A 14,044-nucleotide genomic window follows, 5' to 3' on the forward strand; every position below is an offset into this window, starting at 1 on the left:
AGTTTAAAATACTTTTTCAAATTATGCAGGTGTTGATTTTCCACGTAATTTTTGAATCAATCCAACCACCAACACCACCGCCAAACCAGCAACAATGCCAATTACAAGGTTAATCAAAGTTGGCGTTAATGCTCCAATGATACTTCCCACTGTTGGGATATGCTCAATATGATCCACCGCTTCCTCTGTTAAGTGATGCAATGAAGATACTGCATGATTGATAATTCCACCACCTACCAGAAACATTGCGATTGTGCCGACAATGGTTAAGGTTTTCATTAATTTCGGTGCAAATGCCAATAAAGCTCGACCAATACTTTGTTTTACATTCGATGCCTGTTGTGTCAAGTACAAACCTAAATCATCAATTTTGACAATCATCGCAACAAAGCCATAGACACCAATAGTCATAATCACTGCAATCACAGACAGCACCATGACTTTTGTACCAAAAGCAGCTGTTGCAACCGTACCTAAAGAAATCACCACAATTTCGGCTGAAAGAATAAAGTCGGTGCGTATCGCGCCTTTAATTTTCTCTTTTTCAAAAGTTGCTAAATCGCTTTCAATCTGCGTTAACTCTTCTTGTGCAGCTTCTTCAGTACTGGCTTTCTTATGTTTTAGACTATGAAGAACTTTTTCTACACCTTCATAGCACAGAAATAAACCACCGATCATTAATAATGGATTAATCAACCAGGGTGCAACGACACTGATCAATAATGCCAATGGTACTAAAATGAGTTTATTAATAAATGAACCTTTCGCAACACCCCAGACGACAGGAAGTTCACGTTCAGCGCGGACACCACTGACTTGTTGCGCATTCAGTGCTAAATCATCACCTAAAACACCAGCTGTTTTTTTTGCTGCCATTTTACTCATGACAGCAACATCATCTAAGACTGCTGCAATATCATCTAATAGTATTAATAAACTACTTGCCATTTTTTATCCAAAATTTTAGTTATCGCACTATTTTAAAGTGAAATTTCATTTTTCTATATAAAATTTTGTAGATTTTCACATTTATCCATAAAAATTGGTTCTGGGCTATTTTTCGCTGACATTAAAATAAATTATCTCGTACAATAGTGCCCATTCATAAAACACGACTGTCTCTATAAAGACTTTGGAAGCGATAATGACGAATCAAGATAATCGTCCTGTGATTTTGACAGGCGACCGTCCTACTGGACAACTACATTTGGGACATTTTGTAGGTTCTTTGCGCTCACGAGTAGGCTTACAGGATTCTCATCATCAACATCTCCTTCTCGCTGATGCTCAAGCTCTAACTGACAATGCAGATAACTTTGAAAAAGTCCGCCGCAATATTATTGAAGTTGCCACAGACTATTTAGCGGTAGGTATAGACCCAACTAAAACCACGATCTGTGTTCAATCATGCTTGCCAGCATTGAATGAACTGACCATGCTATATTTAAACTTTGTCACTGTGTCTCGTTTAGAGCGTAATCCAACCATCAAAGCTGAAATTCAATTACGTGGTTTTGAACGTGATATTCCTGCCGGTTTTCTGTGCTACCCTGTTGCACAAGCTGCTGACATCACCGCATTTAAAGCGACTGTCGTTCCAGTAGGTGAAGACCAGATTCCAATGATTGAACAAACCAATGAAATTGTCCGTCGTTTAAATCGTCAGATTGGTCAAGACATTTTGCCTGAGTGTAAAGCACTTTTATCCAATATGAGCCGTTTACCTGGTTTTGATGGCAAAGCTAAAATGTCAAAATCTTTAGGCAATACCATAGTCTTGGATGCGACAGATAAAGACATCAAAAAAGCGGTCAATGCGATGTATACCGATCCAAATCACTTGCGTATTGAAGATCCAGGTCAAGTGGAAGGCAATATTGTATTTACCTACTTAGATGCTTTCGATCCAAACAAAGAAGAAGTTGAAGAGCTGAAAGCGCACTATCGCCGTGGGGGTTTAGGCGATGGAACAGTGAAAAAACGTCTTGAAGGTGTTTTAAAAGAGTTGATTACCCCAATTCGTGAACGTCGTATGGAACTTGCTAAAGATCCAGATTACATCATGGATATCTTAAAAACAGGCACTGAAAAATGCCGCATTATTACTCAAGATACCTTAGATGAAATCAAAAACGGTTTAGGTGTATTCCATTTCTGATTTGCTATAACCTGCTTTATAAAAAAGCCACTGAATTCAGTGGCTTTTTTAATTGCATCGCTTAGTTTTTATGACGCATATGTGGGAATAAAATCACATCACGGATACTTGGTGCATTTGCAAAAAGCATAACCAGACGATCAATACCAATACCTTCACCCGCTGTTGGCGGTAAACCGTATTCCAATGCTTCAATAAAGTCTGCATCATAGTGCATTGCTTCATCATCGCCTGCATCTTTTTCAGCAACTTGCGCTTGGAAACGCTCAGCCTGATCAATCGGATCATTTAACTCTGAGAAACCATTTGCAAGTTCACGACCACCAATAAAGAACTCAAAACGATCGGTAATATGAGGATTGTCATCATTACGACGTGCCAAAGGTGAAGTTTCAGCAGGATATTCCGTAATGAATGTTGGTTGGCGTAATTGAGTTTCTACAGTTTCTTCAAATACAATCGTTTGCAACTTACCCAGACCAAAACCAGGCTTTACTTGCTCTTTAAGCTCTTCACGAACAAATGTTGCCAAGAACTCACGATCAGATACATTTTCAGCAGTAAAACTTGGGTTATGTTCTAAAATCGCATCGAACATTGAGATTTTTTTGAATGGACCTTTGAAGCTATATACTTCATCTCCATACGGCACATCCGTTGAACCTAGAATATCTAGGGCCAATTTTTCCAACATGCCTTCAGTCAAAGCCATAAGATCTTTGTAGTCAGCATAAGCTTGGTAGAACTCAATCATGGTGAATTCTGGATTATGACGGGTAGAAACACCTTCATTACGGAAGTTACGGTTGATTTCAAACACACGTTCAAAACCACCGACAACCAGACGTTTTAAATAAAGTTCAGGTGCAATACGCAAGAATAATGGCATATCCAATGCATTGTGATGGGTTTCAAATGGACGTGCCGATGCACCCCCCGGAATCACATGCATCATTGGTGTTTCAACTTCCATGAAACGTTCATTGGTTAAGTAATTACGAATACCAGACACAACTTTTGCACGAATTTCAAAAGTTTTACGTGTTTCTTCATTCACAATTAAATCTAAATAACGTTTACGATACTTCACTTCAGTATCAGTCAAACCATGGAACTTATCTGGAAGTGGACGTAAAGACTTGGTCAATAATTCAAAATGTTCGATATGAACATATAAATCGCCCTTACCAGAGCGACCGATATAGCCTTGAACAGCAATAATATCGCCAAGGTCTAAACTTTTTACAGTTTCTAAAACTTCTGGAGCAAGTTCTTTACGTGGAACATAAAGCTGAATGCGCCCTGTCATGTCTTGAATCACGATGAATGATCCACGGTTCAACATCACACGACCAGCAACAGAAACGTGAACTTGTTCGCCTGCTTCAATTTGTTCTTTTGTTTGATCTGCAAATTGTTGTTGTAGATCTTGTGCGTAATGCTCACGCTTAAAAGTATTTGGCCACGGGCTAGCACCAGTTTCCTTGGCGTGATCTTGGATTTGCTTTAACTTGGCATGACGCTGTGCAATTAAATCGTTTTCGGAAATGGGTTGTTCAGAAGTCGATTGAGCGTTATGTTGCGTCATCTCTGCCTCGATTATATTAAAAAAACGGAAGTTGCATAGCATAGCAGATTTACAACATAATGCGTATGAATATAACTCAATGAACCCTGTAAAAATTAAAAATCATGAATAAATACTGGCAAAGATTCGCCCAAAGTATCATTCTTTTCAATGTTTTGTCTTTTTCAAGCAAAATTGCAGCGGAACAGATCATTGTCATGAGTAATACCCGAAAAGATCTCCCAATAAAAATTGAATCGACCGACATTGCAAATCAAGACTATATTTGGCAATTGGAAATCAGTCCAAATCAGCAGACTCGACAGATTCAGATTAAATTGATGAATCCGCATCCCACGCAAAGAATACTCAACAGAAGAGCTTTAGAAATCGCCAGCACTATAACCTTGGCACAACTTCCTCAGGTCAGTAATGACTTTAAAAATAAAACGCTCAATCTTGATGAAGAAAATATTGCAAGAACAGCATATTATTATGGAAAATACAGTTTATTCATCAAATTTCCTAAGTCGATTGATTATGCAATCAAGCCTCATTTTTCCCAATTACAAACTCTGTTGGAACCGTTTTGCCAACCTATAAATACAAAAAGTGCAAACTCGAATCCTAATGTACGATTTGATTCACAAGGGAATATCGCATTGAATGTCAAATTTCTGGTTGGCACAGAAGGACAGATTCGAAAAATGGAATATATGCCTAACATAAATCATGACATTAAAATCATATTAGAACCATTACTTAAAAAAATTCGCTTCTACCCTCGCAATATTTCAGGTGTATTAACCTCATTTTCTATCGAACAACCCATTATTATTCAATGTCATGCAGCTAAAAATGAAATGACATAAACTCATCTTCAAGCTATTGAATGGATAAGGAAGGACTGAATTAATACTAAGCTTGTTCTGCCAATGATTTGACGACAGCAAAGCCTTGTTGAAATCCACGATCCATCATTTCTCGATACTCTTCCACAGTTTCAATCTCAGCATGTAAAGTGGTTATACCGTCGTGTTCATCCAGATGATATTGCTCAAATGTGCCATTCCATTCTTGGGTTTCGGTACTTGTGGTATCCACCATACCATTTTTTAATATACCTAAATGTTTGAAAACCACTTTCCTAAATTGTTCTAACTCAGTAATTGTGGCAATCATTCCATCTCCATTGGCATCTTGGAATAATGTCTCTCCTCCAATTTTCCAATCAGATTGCATCTGTGAGGTTTCACAAAAGGATTGTGTCCATTTAGAATAAGTATGGGTATCCCAAAGAACATTCCATACTCGCTGTGCAGTTGCGTGGATTTTGATATCGTATTTAAGTGTGATCATCCCAGTCTCTTTTTTTAATTGTGTTATCCATAGCTTAGTACAACCACGGATAGAAATGATTACTTTTTGTTAATAAGGCACGTCAGTAGAAATAATTTTAATATTTAATTTTCAATGTATTATAAAAAAATCTGATTTATTTGATGTAAAAAAATAAAGTTCTTAGACCAATAGCTAAGTTATAAAAAATATCTTGCTCAGTACACTAAGTGCATACCAAAAATAGTTGAAATGGAAAGTTTTTAAATCCATGAATTATGGTTTGTGTCTACAGATATAAAGACAATATGCAAGTGATAACAATGAGCAATAGCAAGACTAAAATTTTATTTTTACATGGCTTGGATTCATCTAAAGAATCAACCAAGTTCCATGTCATCAATGCAATAAAAAAATATTGTATTAATGTGGATTATCGCAATTTAAACTATCAAACAGTTGAAAATTTTTATCACGATATTATTGAAAAAATTAAGCCTGATTTATTGGTGGGACATAGTTTAGGTGGCTACTGGTCATTAAAAATGTCCCAGAAACATCGTATTCCAACTGTGATTGCCAATCCCAGTTTAAAACCAGATTTTCGTGACGATTATCCTGAGATCAATGAAGCTGATCTTGAGCATGATATTCCTCAAATCGCATATATTGAATTGGGTGATGAAATTCTGGACATGTACAAAGTTTTTGAACAATTAGATCCATACATGCAGATTGAAACTGTTGAAGGGGGTCATCACCGCCTGGCTCAACCTGAAAACTTAAATCGTTTGATTAGCTATATGGAACAAACTTTCATTTATTAATTTTTAATGAATGGGCTAAACTTTTCAATATTTGTAAAAAAAGCCTTGTTTAAACAAGGCTTTCAAACAGATTAAGCAACTGCTTTTTCTACAGGTTTTGAGTGTTCATCTAAAACAGACCAAATTTTTAACCCCAAGTCTTGATGTGAGTCAGGCAAATCAAGAAAAATACTCGCACCCAATACCGTATGGTGGCATTTATGCATCAATTGATTAACTGCTTTGAGTGTCCCACCTGTTGCCAATACATCGTCCACAATAATCACTTTCTGTGGGGTAATGTTGGCTGACATTTCCAAACGATCCAAACCATATTCCAGACTATAGCCCACGCCAACAACTGGAGGTGGTAATTTTCCTGCTTTACGAACCAACAATAACCCTTTGCCTGTACGTTGTGCCAATAAGCTCGCCAACACAAAACCACGCGCTTCTACCGCAACAAAACTCTCCACCTCTGCCAATTGTTCAACAGGAATACTTGCAATCAATGCATCAGCCAATTCGCTCAGATTGTTCATAAACAACGGGGTTAAATCATAAAAACAGATACCTGGTTTTGGAAAATCCTGGACAGTACGAATACTTGACCACAAAGCAGTAGACATGTTCATCATTAGGGAGATATTTAAAAGAAAATTAATGCGTGAATTTTAACGTTTTTTAAGGAAAATTGACAGCTACATTCAAACCTGGAAAAACCTATATCACTTTAAGTTATTGATTTTATTGCAGCCATTTTTATATAAAATATTGGCTATAGTTTAACCTTATTCTATTTTAGCTATACTTTTAAAATTTTTCATTCAGACCTTAGTCTAAGTTCAATGATTTGAATAATTTAGCACTTCATTATGACGTTCACTAAAAATGAGTGGCCTTAGAAATCTTTTCCAACCAGTTGGCATAATAAACATTGCTTTTGTCCTGACCTGCCATTCAGCTTTTACAAGAGTGAGATAAACTCCGATATTTACTTTACTTTAGACACAGAACTGCGTAAAAATTTAGAGGAATATGTACACACTTTTTTTTGCATATTATTTGAGTCAAGCAGCGGATGGAATTTTACTGATAGATAATGTAATTCACCTATCAGTTATCGGAGAATCAGATGAAGAAATATCAATGCATCGTTTGTGGTTGGATTTATGACGAAGCAGAGGGTTGGCCACAAGACGGCATCGCAGCAGGTACCAAATGGGAAGATATCCCAGACGACTGGACTTGCCCAGACTGCGGTGTTTCTAAAGCAGACTTTGAAATGGTAGAAATCTAAAATTTCGCGTAAAGACCATGTTTACATGGTCTTTTTTACGTATATTTGTCATAAAAATTATTCAATCCCCCACTCTTTTAGGCATGTATGGAGAAAGATATGCAACCAATCATCATCATCGGTTCTGGTATGGCAGGTTATACGCTTGCAAGAGAATTTCGTAAGTTAAACACTGAACAAGAATTAGTGATGATTTGCGCAGATGATGCGGTCAATTATGCAAAACCTACATTGTCAAATGCCTTGGTTGGTAAAAAAGCACCTGAACAAATTGGGCTAGGTGATGCCGAAAAAATGAGTACGCAATTAAATATGCGGATCGAAAAAGAAACTTGGGTAAAAAGTATAGATGCAGAAAAACATGAATTGATTCTTGAAAAAGAAGGCACGACTTCTACGCAAGGATATTCGAAATTAATTCTTGCAGTAGGTGCAAACCCAATTCGCCTAGCCATCGCAGGTGATGGTAGTGATGACATCCATGTCGTCAACTCATTGATTGACTATCGAGCATTTCGTGAAACACTGGAAAATTGCACGACAGGTGATTGCGGTAATAAACGCGTAGTTATCTTGGGTGCAGGTCTAATTGGCTGCGAATTTGCCAATGACCTACAAAATACAGGTCATCAGGTTACGGTTATTGATTTAGCACCGCAACCATTAGGACGCCTGCTTCCAGAACATGTTGCACAAGCATTTAAAGAAAATCTTGAAGAATCGGGCATCAACTTTGTTTTAGGTACAACCGTGGAAAAAGTATCAAAAACTGAGCGCGGTTACATCGTTTCATTGGCAAGTGGTCAATCATTGGTTGCAGATGTAGTCCTTTCCGCGATTGGTCTACAGCCGAATATTGCTTTAGCAAAAACAGCCGAAATCAACACCAGCCGCGGTGTAATTACCAATACTTTACTTGAGACCAATCAAGCGGATATTTTTGCTATAGGTGACTGCGCGGAAGTGAATGGGACGCTGCTGCCTTATGTGATGCCAATCATGCAACAAGCACGTGCTTTAGCCAAAACGTTAAGTGGTCAAACCACAACAGTTCATTACCCAGCAATGCCAGTCGCAGTTAAAACACCAGCTGCACCATTAACGGTCTTACCTGCACCGATTGGTGTTGAAGTCACTTGGGAAAATGAAGAGTTTGACGATGGAATGCTATCTAAAGCCACTGATGCTGATGGAACCTTGCGTGGTTTCGTGTTACTGGGTGCAACTGCAGGTAAACAGCGTCTCACTTTAACAAAACTTGTTCCAGACTTGATTCCTGCATCAGTTTAAGGGTTTAATAGCAAGGATACTTTTTAATCAATGCGTATCCTTGCTTGGGAAAATAACAATGAATAGCGCACTTCAATTCCAAATTTCACCTTATGCTTCATTCATGAATGAAACTAAAGTCGATTTAGGCAATGGTATTCAACTACATGTCGAAACAGGCGGAAATCCTGAACATCCTTCTGTTCTCTTGATTATGGGGTTGGGTGCACAAATGTTATTTTGGCCGGATTTTTTTTGTAAATCGCTCATTGATCAAGGCTTTCATGTCATTCGTTTTGATAATCGTGACATTGGTTTATCTTCAAAAATCCGCCACAAGGGTCCGCGCTTAAACTCCTATAAATTAATGGGACGTTTCGCTTTGGGTCTACCCAATGATGGTGCACCCTACAATCTATTCGATATGGCAGACGATGTTGCTTTATTGATTGATCGCATGGGAATTGAAAAACCACATATTCTCGGTGCTTCAATGGGTGGAATGATTTCGCAGATCCTAGCGGCAAAATATCCAGAAAAAATTGATAAACTGGGTCTTCTGTTTACCAGCAATAATCAACCTTTCTTGCCCCCCCCTTTTCCAAAGCAACTTTTTAGTCTGATCGGTAAGCCTGAATCCCGTGATGAAGAAGGGATTGTGAATCATTCATTAAAGGTTTTTCAAATGATTGGTTCACCGGGTTATATCAACCAAGTCGAGGCAATTCAGACCGCGCGTAAATTATATCGTCGTAGTTATCACCCAGCGGGTGTACTTCAACAGTTTTTAGCAATATTATGTACAGGTTCCTTACTTAAATTGGACAAACAGATCAACAAACCAACGTTAGTATTACATGGTTCTAAAGATCGTTTACTACCTCCAAGTCACGGTAAGGCAGTTGCGAAAGCAATTTCGGGCGCTAAATTTGAATTAATTGAAGGAATGGGGCATGATATCCCACCGCATTTTGTTCCTCAACTTAGCGGCTTATTTGCACATCATTTTAAATCATAAGCATTAGGACACTATGGCTGCATTACCATCCCTAAGACAGTTGTCATATTTGGTGACATTGTCTGAGACGTTGCACTTTACTGAAGCAGCGCGCCGTTCGTTTGTAACTCAATCCACATTATCGGGTGGAATTATGGAGTTAGAGCGTTTATTGGGTGGCGTACTCGTAGAACGTGATCGCCAAAACGTACGTTTAACTCCCTTAGGTGAACAAGTTGTTGCCCGAGCCCGTGTTCTACTCGCAGATGCACAAGACTTAATGCGTTTAAGTCGTGAAATGAGCGAACCTTTGACTGGAGATTTACATTTAGGGATCATTCCCACCATTGCGCCATTTATTTTGTCTCAACTTTTGGAAGAAGTGCATAAACAACTTCCTAAGATTCAACTACATTTACACGAAGCACAAAGTGAAAAAATCGTTGAAAAACTTGAGCATGGTAATTTAGATGTAATCATGTTGGCATTGCCTTTTGACACACGTGGTTTAAAAGTTGCTGAAATTGCAAAAGAAGATTTATTCTTGGTCTGCAATAAAGCAGATCAAAATGCCATGACTGCAAGAAGCTTAGATGACCTAGATCTGTCCCATCTAATGTTACTTGAGGAAGGTCATTGCTTACGTGACCATACACTAAGTGTTTGCCCAATTGGTGAACGTAAAAATGATCATCGTTTAAAGGCGAGCTCTTTACCAACTTTGGTTGAAATGGTGAGTTCGAACTTAGGTTATACCCTACTTCCAGAGATCGCGATTCATGCTCACATGCTGAAGAACAATGATCAAATTGTGGTAAAACCAATTGAAAATGCACCTTCTCGTACTTTAGCTCTAGTAACGCGTAAAAGCACACCACTGCAAAGTGAATTTGACGTGTTGGTGCAAATTCTTCAGAAAATCACCGCCAATCTACATTGATCTGAAAATTTCTAAAAAGGAGCCGAATATGGCTCCTTTTTTAATCCTTAATTTTAAGTATGGTGTTTTTTTCATTCAAAGGTGCTAATATTTATCGAGTACACTGTTAGTCTTCTAGCTTTGTATGGTTTGTTACGATAAAAAAATCGCGAAAAATCGACTTACTTAGTCTCATTTTCAATCATTGAAAATGCTGTAAGCGACACATAGCCAATCATCATTTTGGTCAGCGTTCTCAAGGGCTTGAATCTTTCAAGCATCGTTAACAGGTTTCTACAGTTTTTCTGTGCCTGGCTTTTCGATAGGACGCACCATGAATCGACCTTTATTCATTATTTTTTCAACGATTGTTTTAGATTCGATTGGAATCGGAATTGTATTCCCATTACTCCCCTCATTACTTAAAACGCTAAGCCAACAACAAAACGTAGCACTCTTGATGGGTTTTTTCATCAGCTGTTATGCAATGATGCAATTCATTTTCTCTCCGATTTTAGGCAGTTTAAGCGATAAAATAGGAAGAAGACCTGTACTGTTAATTTCTTTAGCTGGCTCAACGATCAGCTATCTATTACTGGCTTTCTCTTCGCATTTAAGTTGGTTGTTCATCGGAAGAATCATTGCTGGAATGACCAGTGCCAATATGGCTGTTGCTTCAGCTTATATCGTTGATATTTCATCAACAGAAAATCGCGCCAAGTACTTTGGTAGATTCAATGCCATGTTTGGTTTGGGCTTCATTATTGGTCCTGTACTCGGTGGACTATTAGGACAATACGGACTAAAACTCCCCTTTCTGATCGCCGCATTGTTGACGGGCTTGAATTTTTTAATTGCTCTCTTTGCTTTAGCTGAATCTCGCCCCCAACATGCCATCATTCAAAAGCATGCCAGTTTAAATCCATTTAACACTTTTAAATTTGCACTTAATCAACCAAACCTGCTTCCCTTGATGATAATATTTTTTATTTTTAGCGCCTGTGGTGAGGCTTATGGAGTATGCTGGGCACTTTGGGGGCATGACTCTTTCCATTGGAACAGTTTTGGGTCGGACTCTCTTTAGGGGCTTTTGGACTATGCCAAGTTTTGGTTCAATCTTTTATCCCTCAACATGCTGTTAAACGTTTTGGTGAAAGAAATACCGTACTTCTAGGTATCATCTGCTTATGCACTGCTTTAATTATTATGGCTTTTACGCAACAGGGATGGATCATCTTTGTCATTATGCCAATTTTTGCCTTAGGCAGTATTGGAACACCGTCTTTACAAGCACTGGCTTCAGATAAAGTTTCTGTGGAACAACAGGGACAATTTCAGGGCTTGATTGCATCTACAGTAAGTTTAGCGTCTATCATTGCCCCCCTATTCTTTTCAAGTCTCTATTTTCACGTTCACACGCAATGGCCTAGCGCAATTTGGTTAGTCGTTGCAATTATTTATTTGTTTGTACTTCCTTTGATACTGTTTCAATTCAAAGCTAAACCACTGTAAATCCCAGCTATCTAGGGGTGATTCTAAATCCTATTTATTAATATAGATTAATTCATAGATAAGCGTATTTTTATAAATTCTCATTATTTAGTATTTCTAAAAAGTATTTTTATGTTATATTTTAACCACTTTAACTTTTTTTGTTCAAAATTTACTTTCGAAATAATCATATTTAATCGTAATTGTTTGTGTTTTTCATTTGCTTAAAACCTCTAAAATATAAAAAATTATCAATTAATTTATAGTGTTAGATTTTTTTAAGCAAATTTTATTATAGTTTAAATAATTTAAAGGATATAAAAATGACGAATCCGAAATTTTTACATGAATTGCCTATAGAGCAATTAAAGCAAATGTCTCAAGAAGATATTGAGCAAACTATAAAAGCTGAACAGCTTTATTTTCAACATAAACCCAAAACGCTTTATCACTTTGCAGTAAATGGGGCTAAAACTCGGAATGGTGGATTAGTAAATGCCAGTGCTGTTCAATACAAAATTTGTGGCTTAACTATTGCTTTAGTCGGCGACGACGTAATTTATGCGGATGGAACAATCTCTAAAATTGTTTCAGGTACAGGTCAAGCTTGTATGATAAATGGAAAGTCTGTTGCATTAGTGGGTAGTCATTTAGAAAATGGTGATGAAATTATTGATAGTCCAAATAAATCCGTTGCTATTAATATTTTCAAAGGAGATAAAGTTCCTGAAGGTTTTTTAACTCAAAAAGAAGGAGTTAATAATGGCTAAAAGTTTCGCAATCAATAATTCGATGACCAACCATGGTGGGATCATTCAAGCAACACAACAAAGAACATCTCAAATGGGAAATTTATTTCTATGTGCTGGAGATGGTCACTTTTGTCCTAAGTGTAAATGTTGGTCGACGATACAAGCCAGTCATAACCATATTATTATGGATGGTAAACCAGTCGCTTATGTCAATGATCTATTAAGTTGTGGAGCTAAAATTTTATCCAGACAAGACCATGTTGTTGGAACCAGTCAAGGGGAGAATTATAGAAGAAACTCAAACTCATCAAGCTTTATAGCTAAAAACTTAATGCTATATTCAGGTCACTATCAGTTAGTAAATAATTTAAATAACCAACCATATAAAAATGTTAAATATGTTATTACTTATGCCGATGGGCATGCTATTGAAGGCATAACTGATGAAAATGGAATGACAGAAAAATTAGAATGTACTGAAAAGGAACAAGATATTGAAATTAAACTTTTTGAGGCTGATTCATGGTAGATCGACATTCAACCAAAACGACAAAAAATGCAAAAGTTGAAATTGTAAAGTTGGGATCTCCAATACGATTGGTTTTGTATGGTGGTGCTAAATCACTTGGAGATAATGGAGCTTTTTTCCATGCTTCAAAGAATGTAATTGCTGATTATAAAAATGATTTACCAATTAAATCTTATTTTATCTCAAGTGGTATGAAACAATTCATAGACTTAATTAATTCTCAGACCGAAAACTCAATTCAATCTTTAGATGTTTTTGCACATGGTTCCGATCTGGGGCTTTATTCAGTAATTGGAGCATCTCTTAAAAAAAATCTAACAAAATATTCAGTAGATACATATAATTTGGCTTCAAACTTATATAAAGATTGGGCAACAAAATATAGTGAATGGAGTCTTTTTGGAAACAGTAATTGGAGCAATCTATATACTATTTCTGATATTAAATTTAATGTTTTTACAAATGAATCAAAAATAGAAATACATGGTTGTAATACTGCATTTGATGGAGAATCAGATACTCTCAGTGCCTTAATATCAATTGCTTTATTCAAAGTTGGTAAAAAGAGAAGTGTAGTTATTGGGCATACAGATTTTGCAAGCCCTAATAGAGGTGGAACTAAGGATATTTCTAAACAAGATTATCGACATGAGACACGAGTAATTTATAATAATGGAAAAGTAATTGCTAAAACACGAAAGGAAGGTCGTATTTCAGCAGATTTTATTAAAAATGCACTTGGAGGTTAAATGGAAAGTTACAATTATTATATTACTGTCTATAGTGTAATTCTAACATTATTAATTGCTTCATTAAGTCTAAACTCTATTTTTTTCATTAAAGATAAAATTAACAAAATCCTTTCTTTTTTTGTATTTTCTGGAATATATGCATCCATAATGGGATATTTTTTTAATT

14 protein-coding genes and 1 pseudogene are annotated in these 14,044 nt (G+C 36.8%); 11 read left to right on the plus strand and 4 right to left on the minus strand.

Annotated elements, in window-relative coordinates; all coding sequences use genetic code 11:
* Positions 1–21: 21 nt before the first annotated feature.
* On the minus strand, positions 22–948 hold the full coding sequence (locus IMO47_RS13735) for a DUF808 domain-containing protein (RefSeq protein WP_196075336.1): 927 nt from the start codon (positions 946–948) through the stop codon (positions 22–24).
* A 196-nt stretch (positions 949–1,144) separates the two neighbouring features.
* On the opposite strand from IMO47_RS13735, the gene trpS reads away from it, so the two are divergent.
* The gene (trpS, locus tag IMO47_RS13740) at positions 1,145–2,158 is read left to right on the plus strand and encodes a tryptophan--tRNA ligase (RefSeq protein WP_196075335.1); all 1,014 of its coding nucleotides are present in this window, start codon (positions 1,145–1,147) and stop codon (positions 2,156–2,158) included.
* 61 nt (positions 2,159–2,219) lie between these two features.
* Here the strand turns inward: trpS and lysS are convergent, their stop codons facing one another.
* A complete protein-coding gene (lysS, locus tag IMO47_RS13745; RefSeq protein ID WP_196075334.1) occupies positions 2,220–3,746 on the minus strand; it encodes a lysine--tRNA ligase in 1,527 nt (508 codons plus the stop codon).
* Positions 3,747–3,850: 104 nt separating this feature from the next.
* Between lysS and IMO47_RS13750 the strand changes: the two genes are divergently transcribed.
* Positions 3,851–4,597 (plus strand): hypothetical protein, encoded by a 747-nt coding sequence (locus tag IMO47_RS13750; protein WP_196075333.1) that lies wholly within the window; start codon positions 3,851–3,853, stop codon positions 4,595–4,597.
* Between the two features lie 46 nt (positions 4,598–4,643).
* On the opposite strand, the gene IMO47_RS13755 is transcribed toward IMO47_RS13750, so the two are convergent.
* Positions 4,644–5,084, minus strand: coding sequence for an SRPBCC domain-containing protein (locus tag IMO47_RS13755; protein WP_196075332.1), 441 nt, complete (start codon positions 5,082–5,084; stop codon positions 4,644–4,646).
* Between the two features lie 302 nt (positions 5,085–5,386).
* On the opposite strand from IMO47_RS13755, the gene IMO47_RS13760 reads away from it, so the two are divergent.
* Complete coding sequence (locus IMO47_RS13760) at positions 5,387–5,890, plus strand: YqiA/YcfP family alpha/beta fold hydrolase (RefSeq protein ID WP_196075331.1); 504 nt, start codon at positions 5,387–5,389, stop codon at positions 5,888–5,890.
* A gap of 71 nt (positions 5,891–5,961) precedes the next feature.
* Here the strand turns inward: IMO47_RS13760 and IMO47_RS13765 are convergent, their stop codons facing one another.
* A complete protein-coding gene (locus IMO47_RS13765; protein ID WP_196075330.1) occupies positions 5,962–6,507 on the minus strand; it encodes an adenine phosphoribosyltransferase in 546 nt (181 codons plus the stop codon).
* Positions 6,508–7,004: 497 nt separating this feature from the next.
* On the opposite strand from IMO47_RS13765, the gene rubA reads away from it, so the two are divergent.
* The 8 genes and pseudogenes from rubA to IMO47_RS13805 all read left to right on the plus strand — a co-directional run bounded on the left by rubA (position 7,005) and on the right by IMO47_RS13805 (position 13,875).
* The gene (gene rubA, locus IMO47_RS13770) at positions 7,005–7,169 is read left to right on the plus strand and encodes a rubredoxin RubA (protein ID WP_004678010.1); all 165 of its coding nucleotides are present in this window, start codon (positions 7,005–7,007) and stop codon (positions 7,167–7,169) included.
* Between the two features lie 99 nt (positions 7,170–7,268).
* Positions 7,269–8,459, plus strand: a complete 1,191-nt coding sequence (locus IMO47_RS13775) for an FAD-dependent oxidoreductase (protein ID WP_196075329.1) — start codon at positions 7,269–7,271, stop codon at positions 8,457–8,459.
* Between the two features lie 58 nt (positions 8,460–8,517).
* Positions 8,518–9,456: an esterase EstB gene (gene estB, locus IMO47_RS13780; RefSeq protein WP_198426926.1), complete on the plus strand. Its 939-nt coding sequence runs from the start codon at positions 8,518–8,520 to the stop codon at positions 9,454–9,456.
* Positions 9,457–9,469: 13 nt separating this feature from the next.
* Positions 9,470–10,375: a LysR family transcriptional regulator OxyR gene (oxyR, locus tag IMO47_RS13785; protein ID WP_196075328.1), complete on the plus strand. Its 906-nt coding sequence runs from the start codon at positions 9,470–9,472 to the stop codon at positions 10,373–10,375.
* Between the two features lie 313 nt (positions 10,376–10,688).
* Positions 10,689–11,866 (plus strand): annotated as a pseudogene (locus tag IMO47_RS13790) (TCR/Tet family MFS transporter).
* A gap of 302 nt (positions 11,867–12,168) precedes the next feature.
* On the plus strand, positions 12,169–12,615 hold the full coding sequence (locus IMO47_RS13795; protein WP_196075327.1) for a PAAR domain-containing protein: 447 nt from the start codon (positions 12,169–12,171) through the stop codon (positions 12,613–12,615).
* Positions 12,608–13,126 carry a PAAR domain-containing protein gene (locus IMO47_RS13800; RefSeq protein WP_196075326.1) on the plus strand — a complete coding sequence of 173 codons (519 nt, stop codon included), beginning with the start codon at positions 12,608–12,610 and terminating at the stop codon, positions 13,124–13,126. The genes IMO47_RS13795 and IMO47_RS13800 overlap by 8 nt, the downstream gene beginning before the upstream one ends.
* A complete protein-coding gene (locus IMO47_RS13805; RefSeq protein WP_196077860.1) occupies positions 13,120–13,875 on the plus strand; it encodes a hypothetical protein in 756 nt (251 codons plus the stop codon). Before IMO47_RS13800 ends, IMO47_RS13805 begins: the two co-directional genes overlap by 7 nt.
* Positions 13,876–14,044 lie beyond the last annotated feature (169 nt).

It is taken from the genome of Acinetobacter sp. Res13-Abat-PEC15-P4-01 (assembly GCF_015676285.1).
Classification (GTDB): domain Bacteria; phylum Pseudomonadota; class Gammaproteobacteria; order Pseudomonadales; family Moraxellaceae; genus Acinetobacter; species Acinetobacter nematophilus.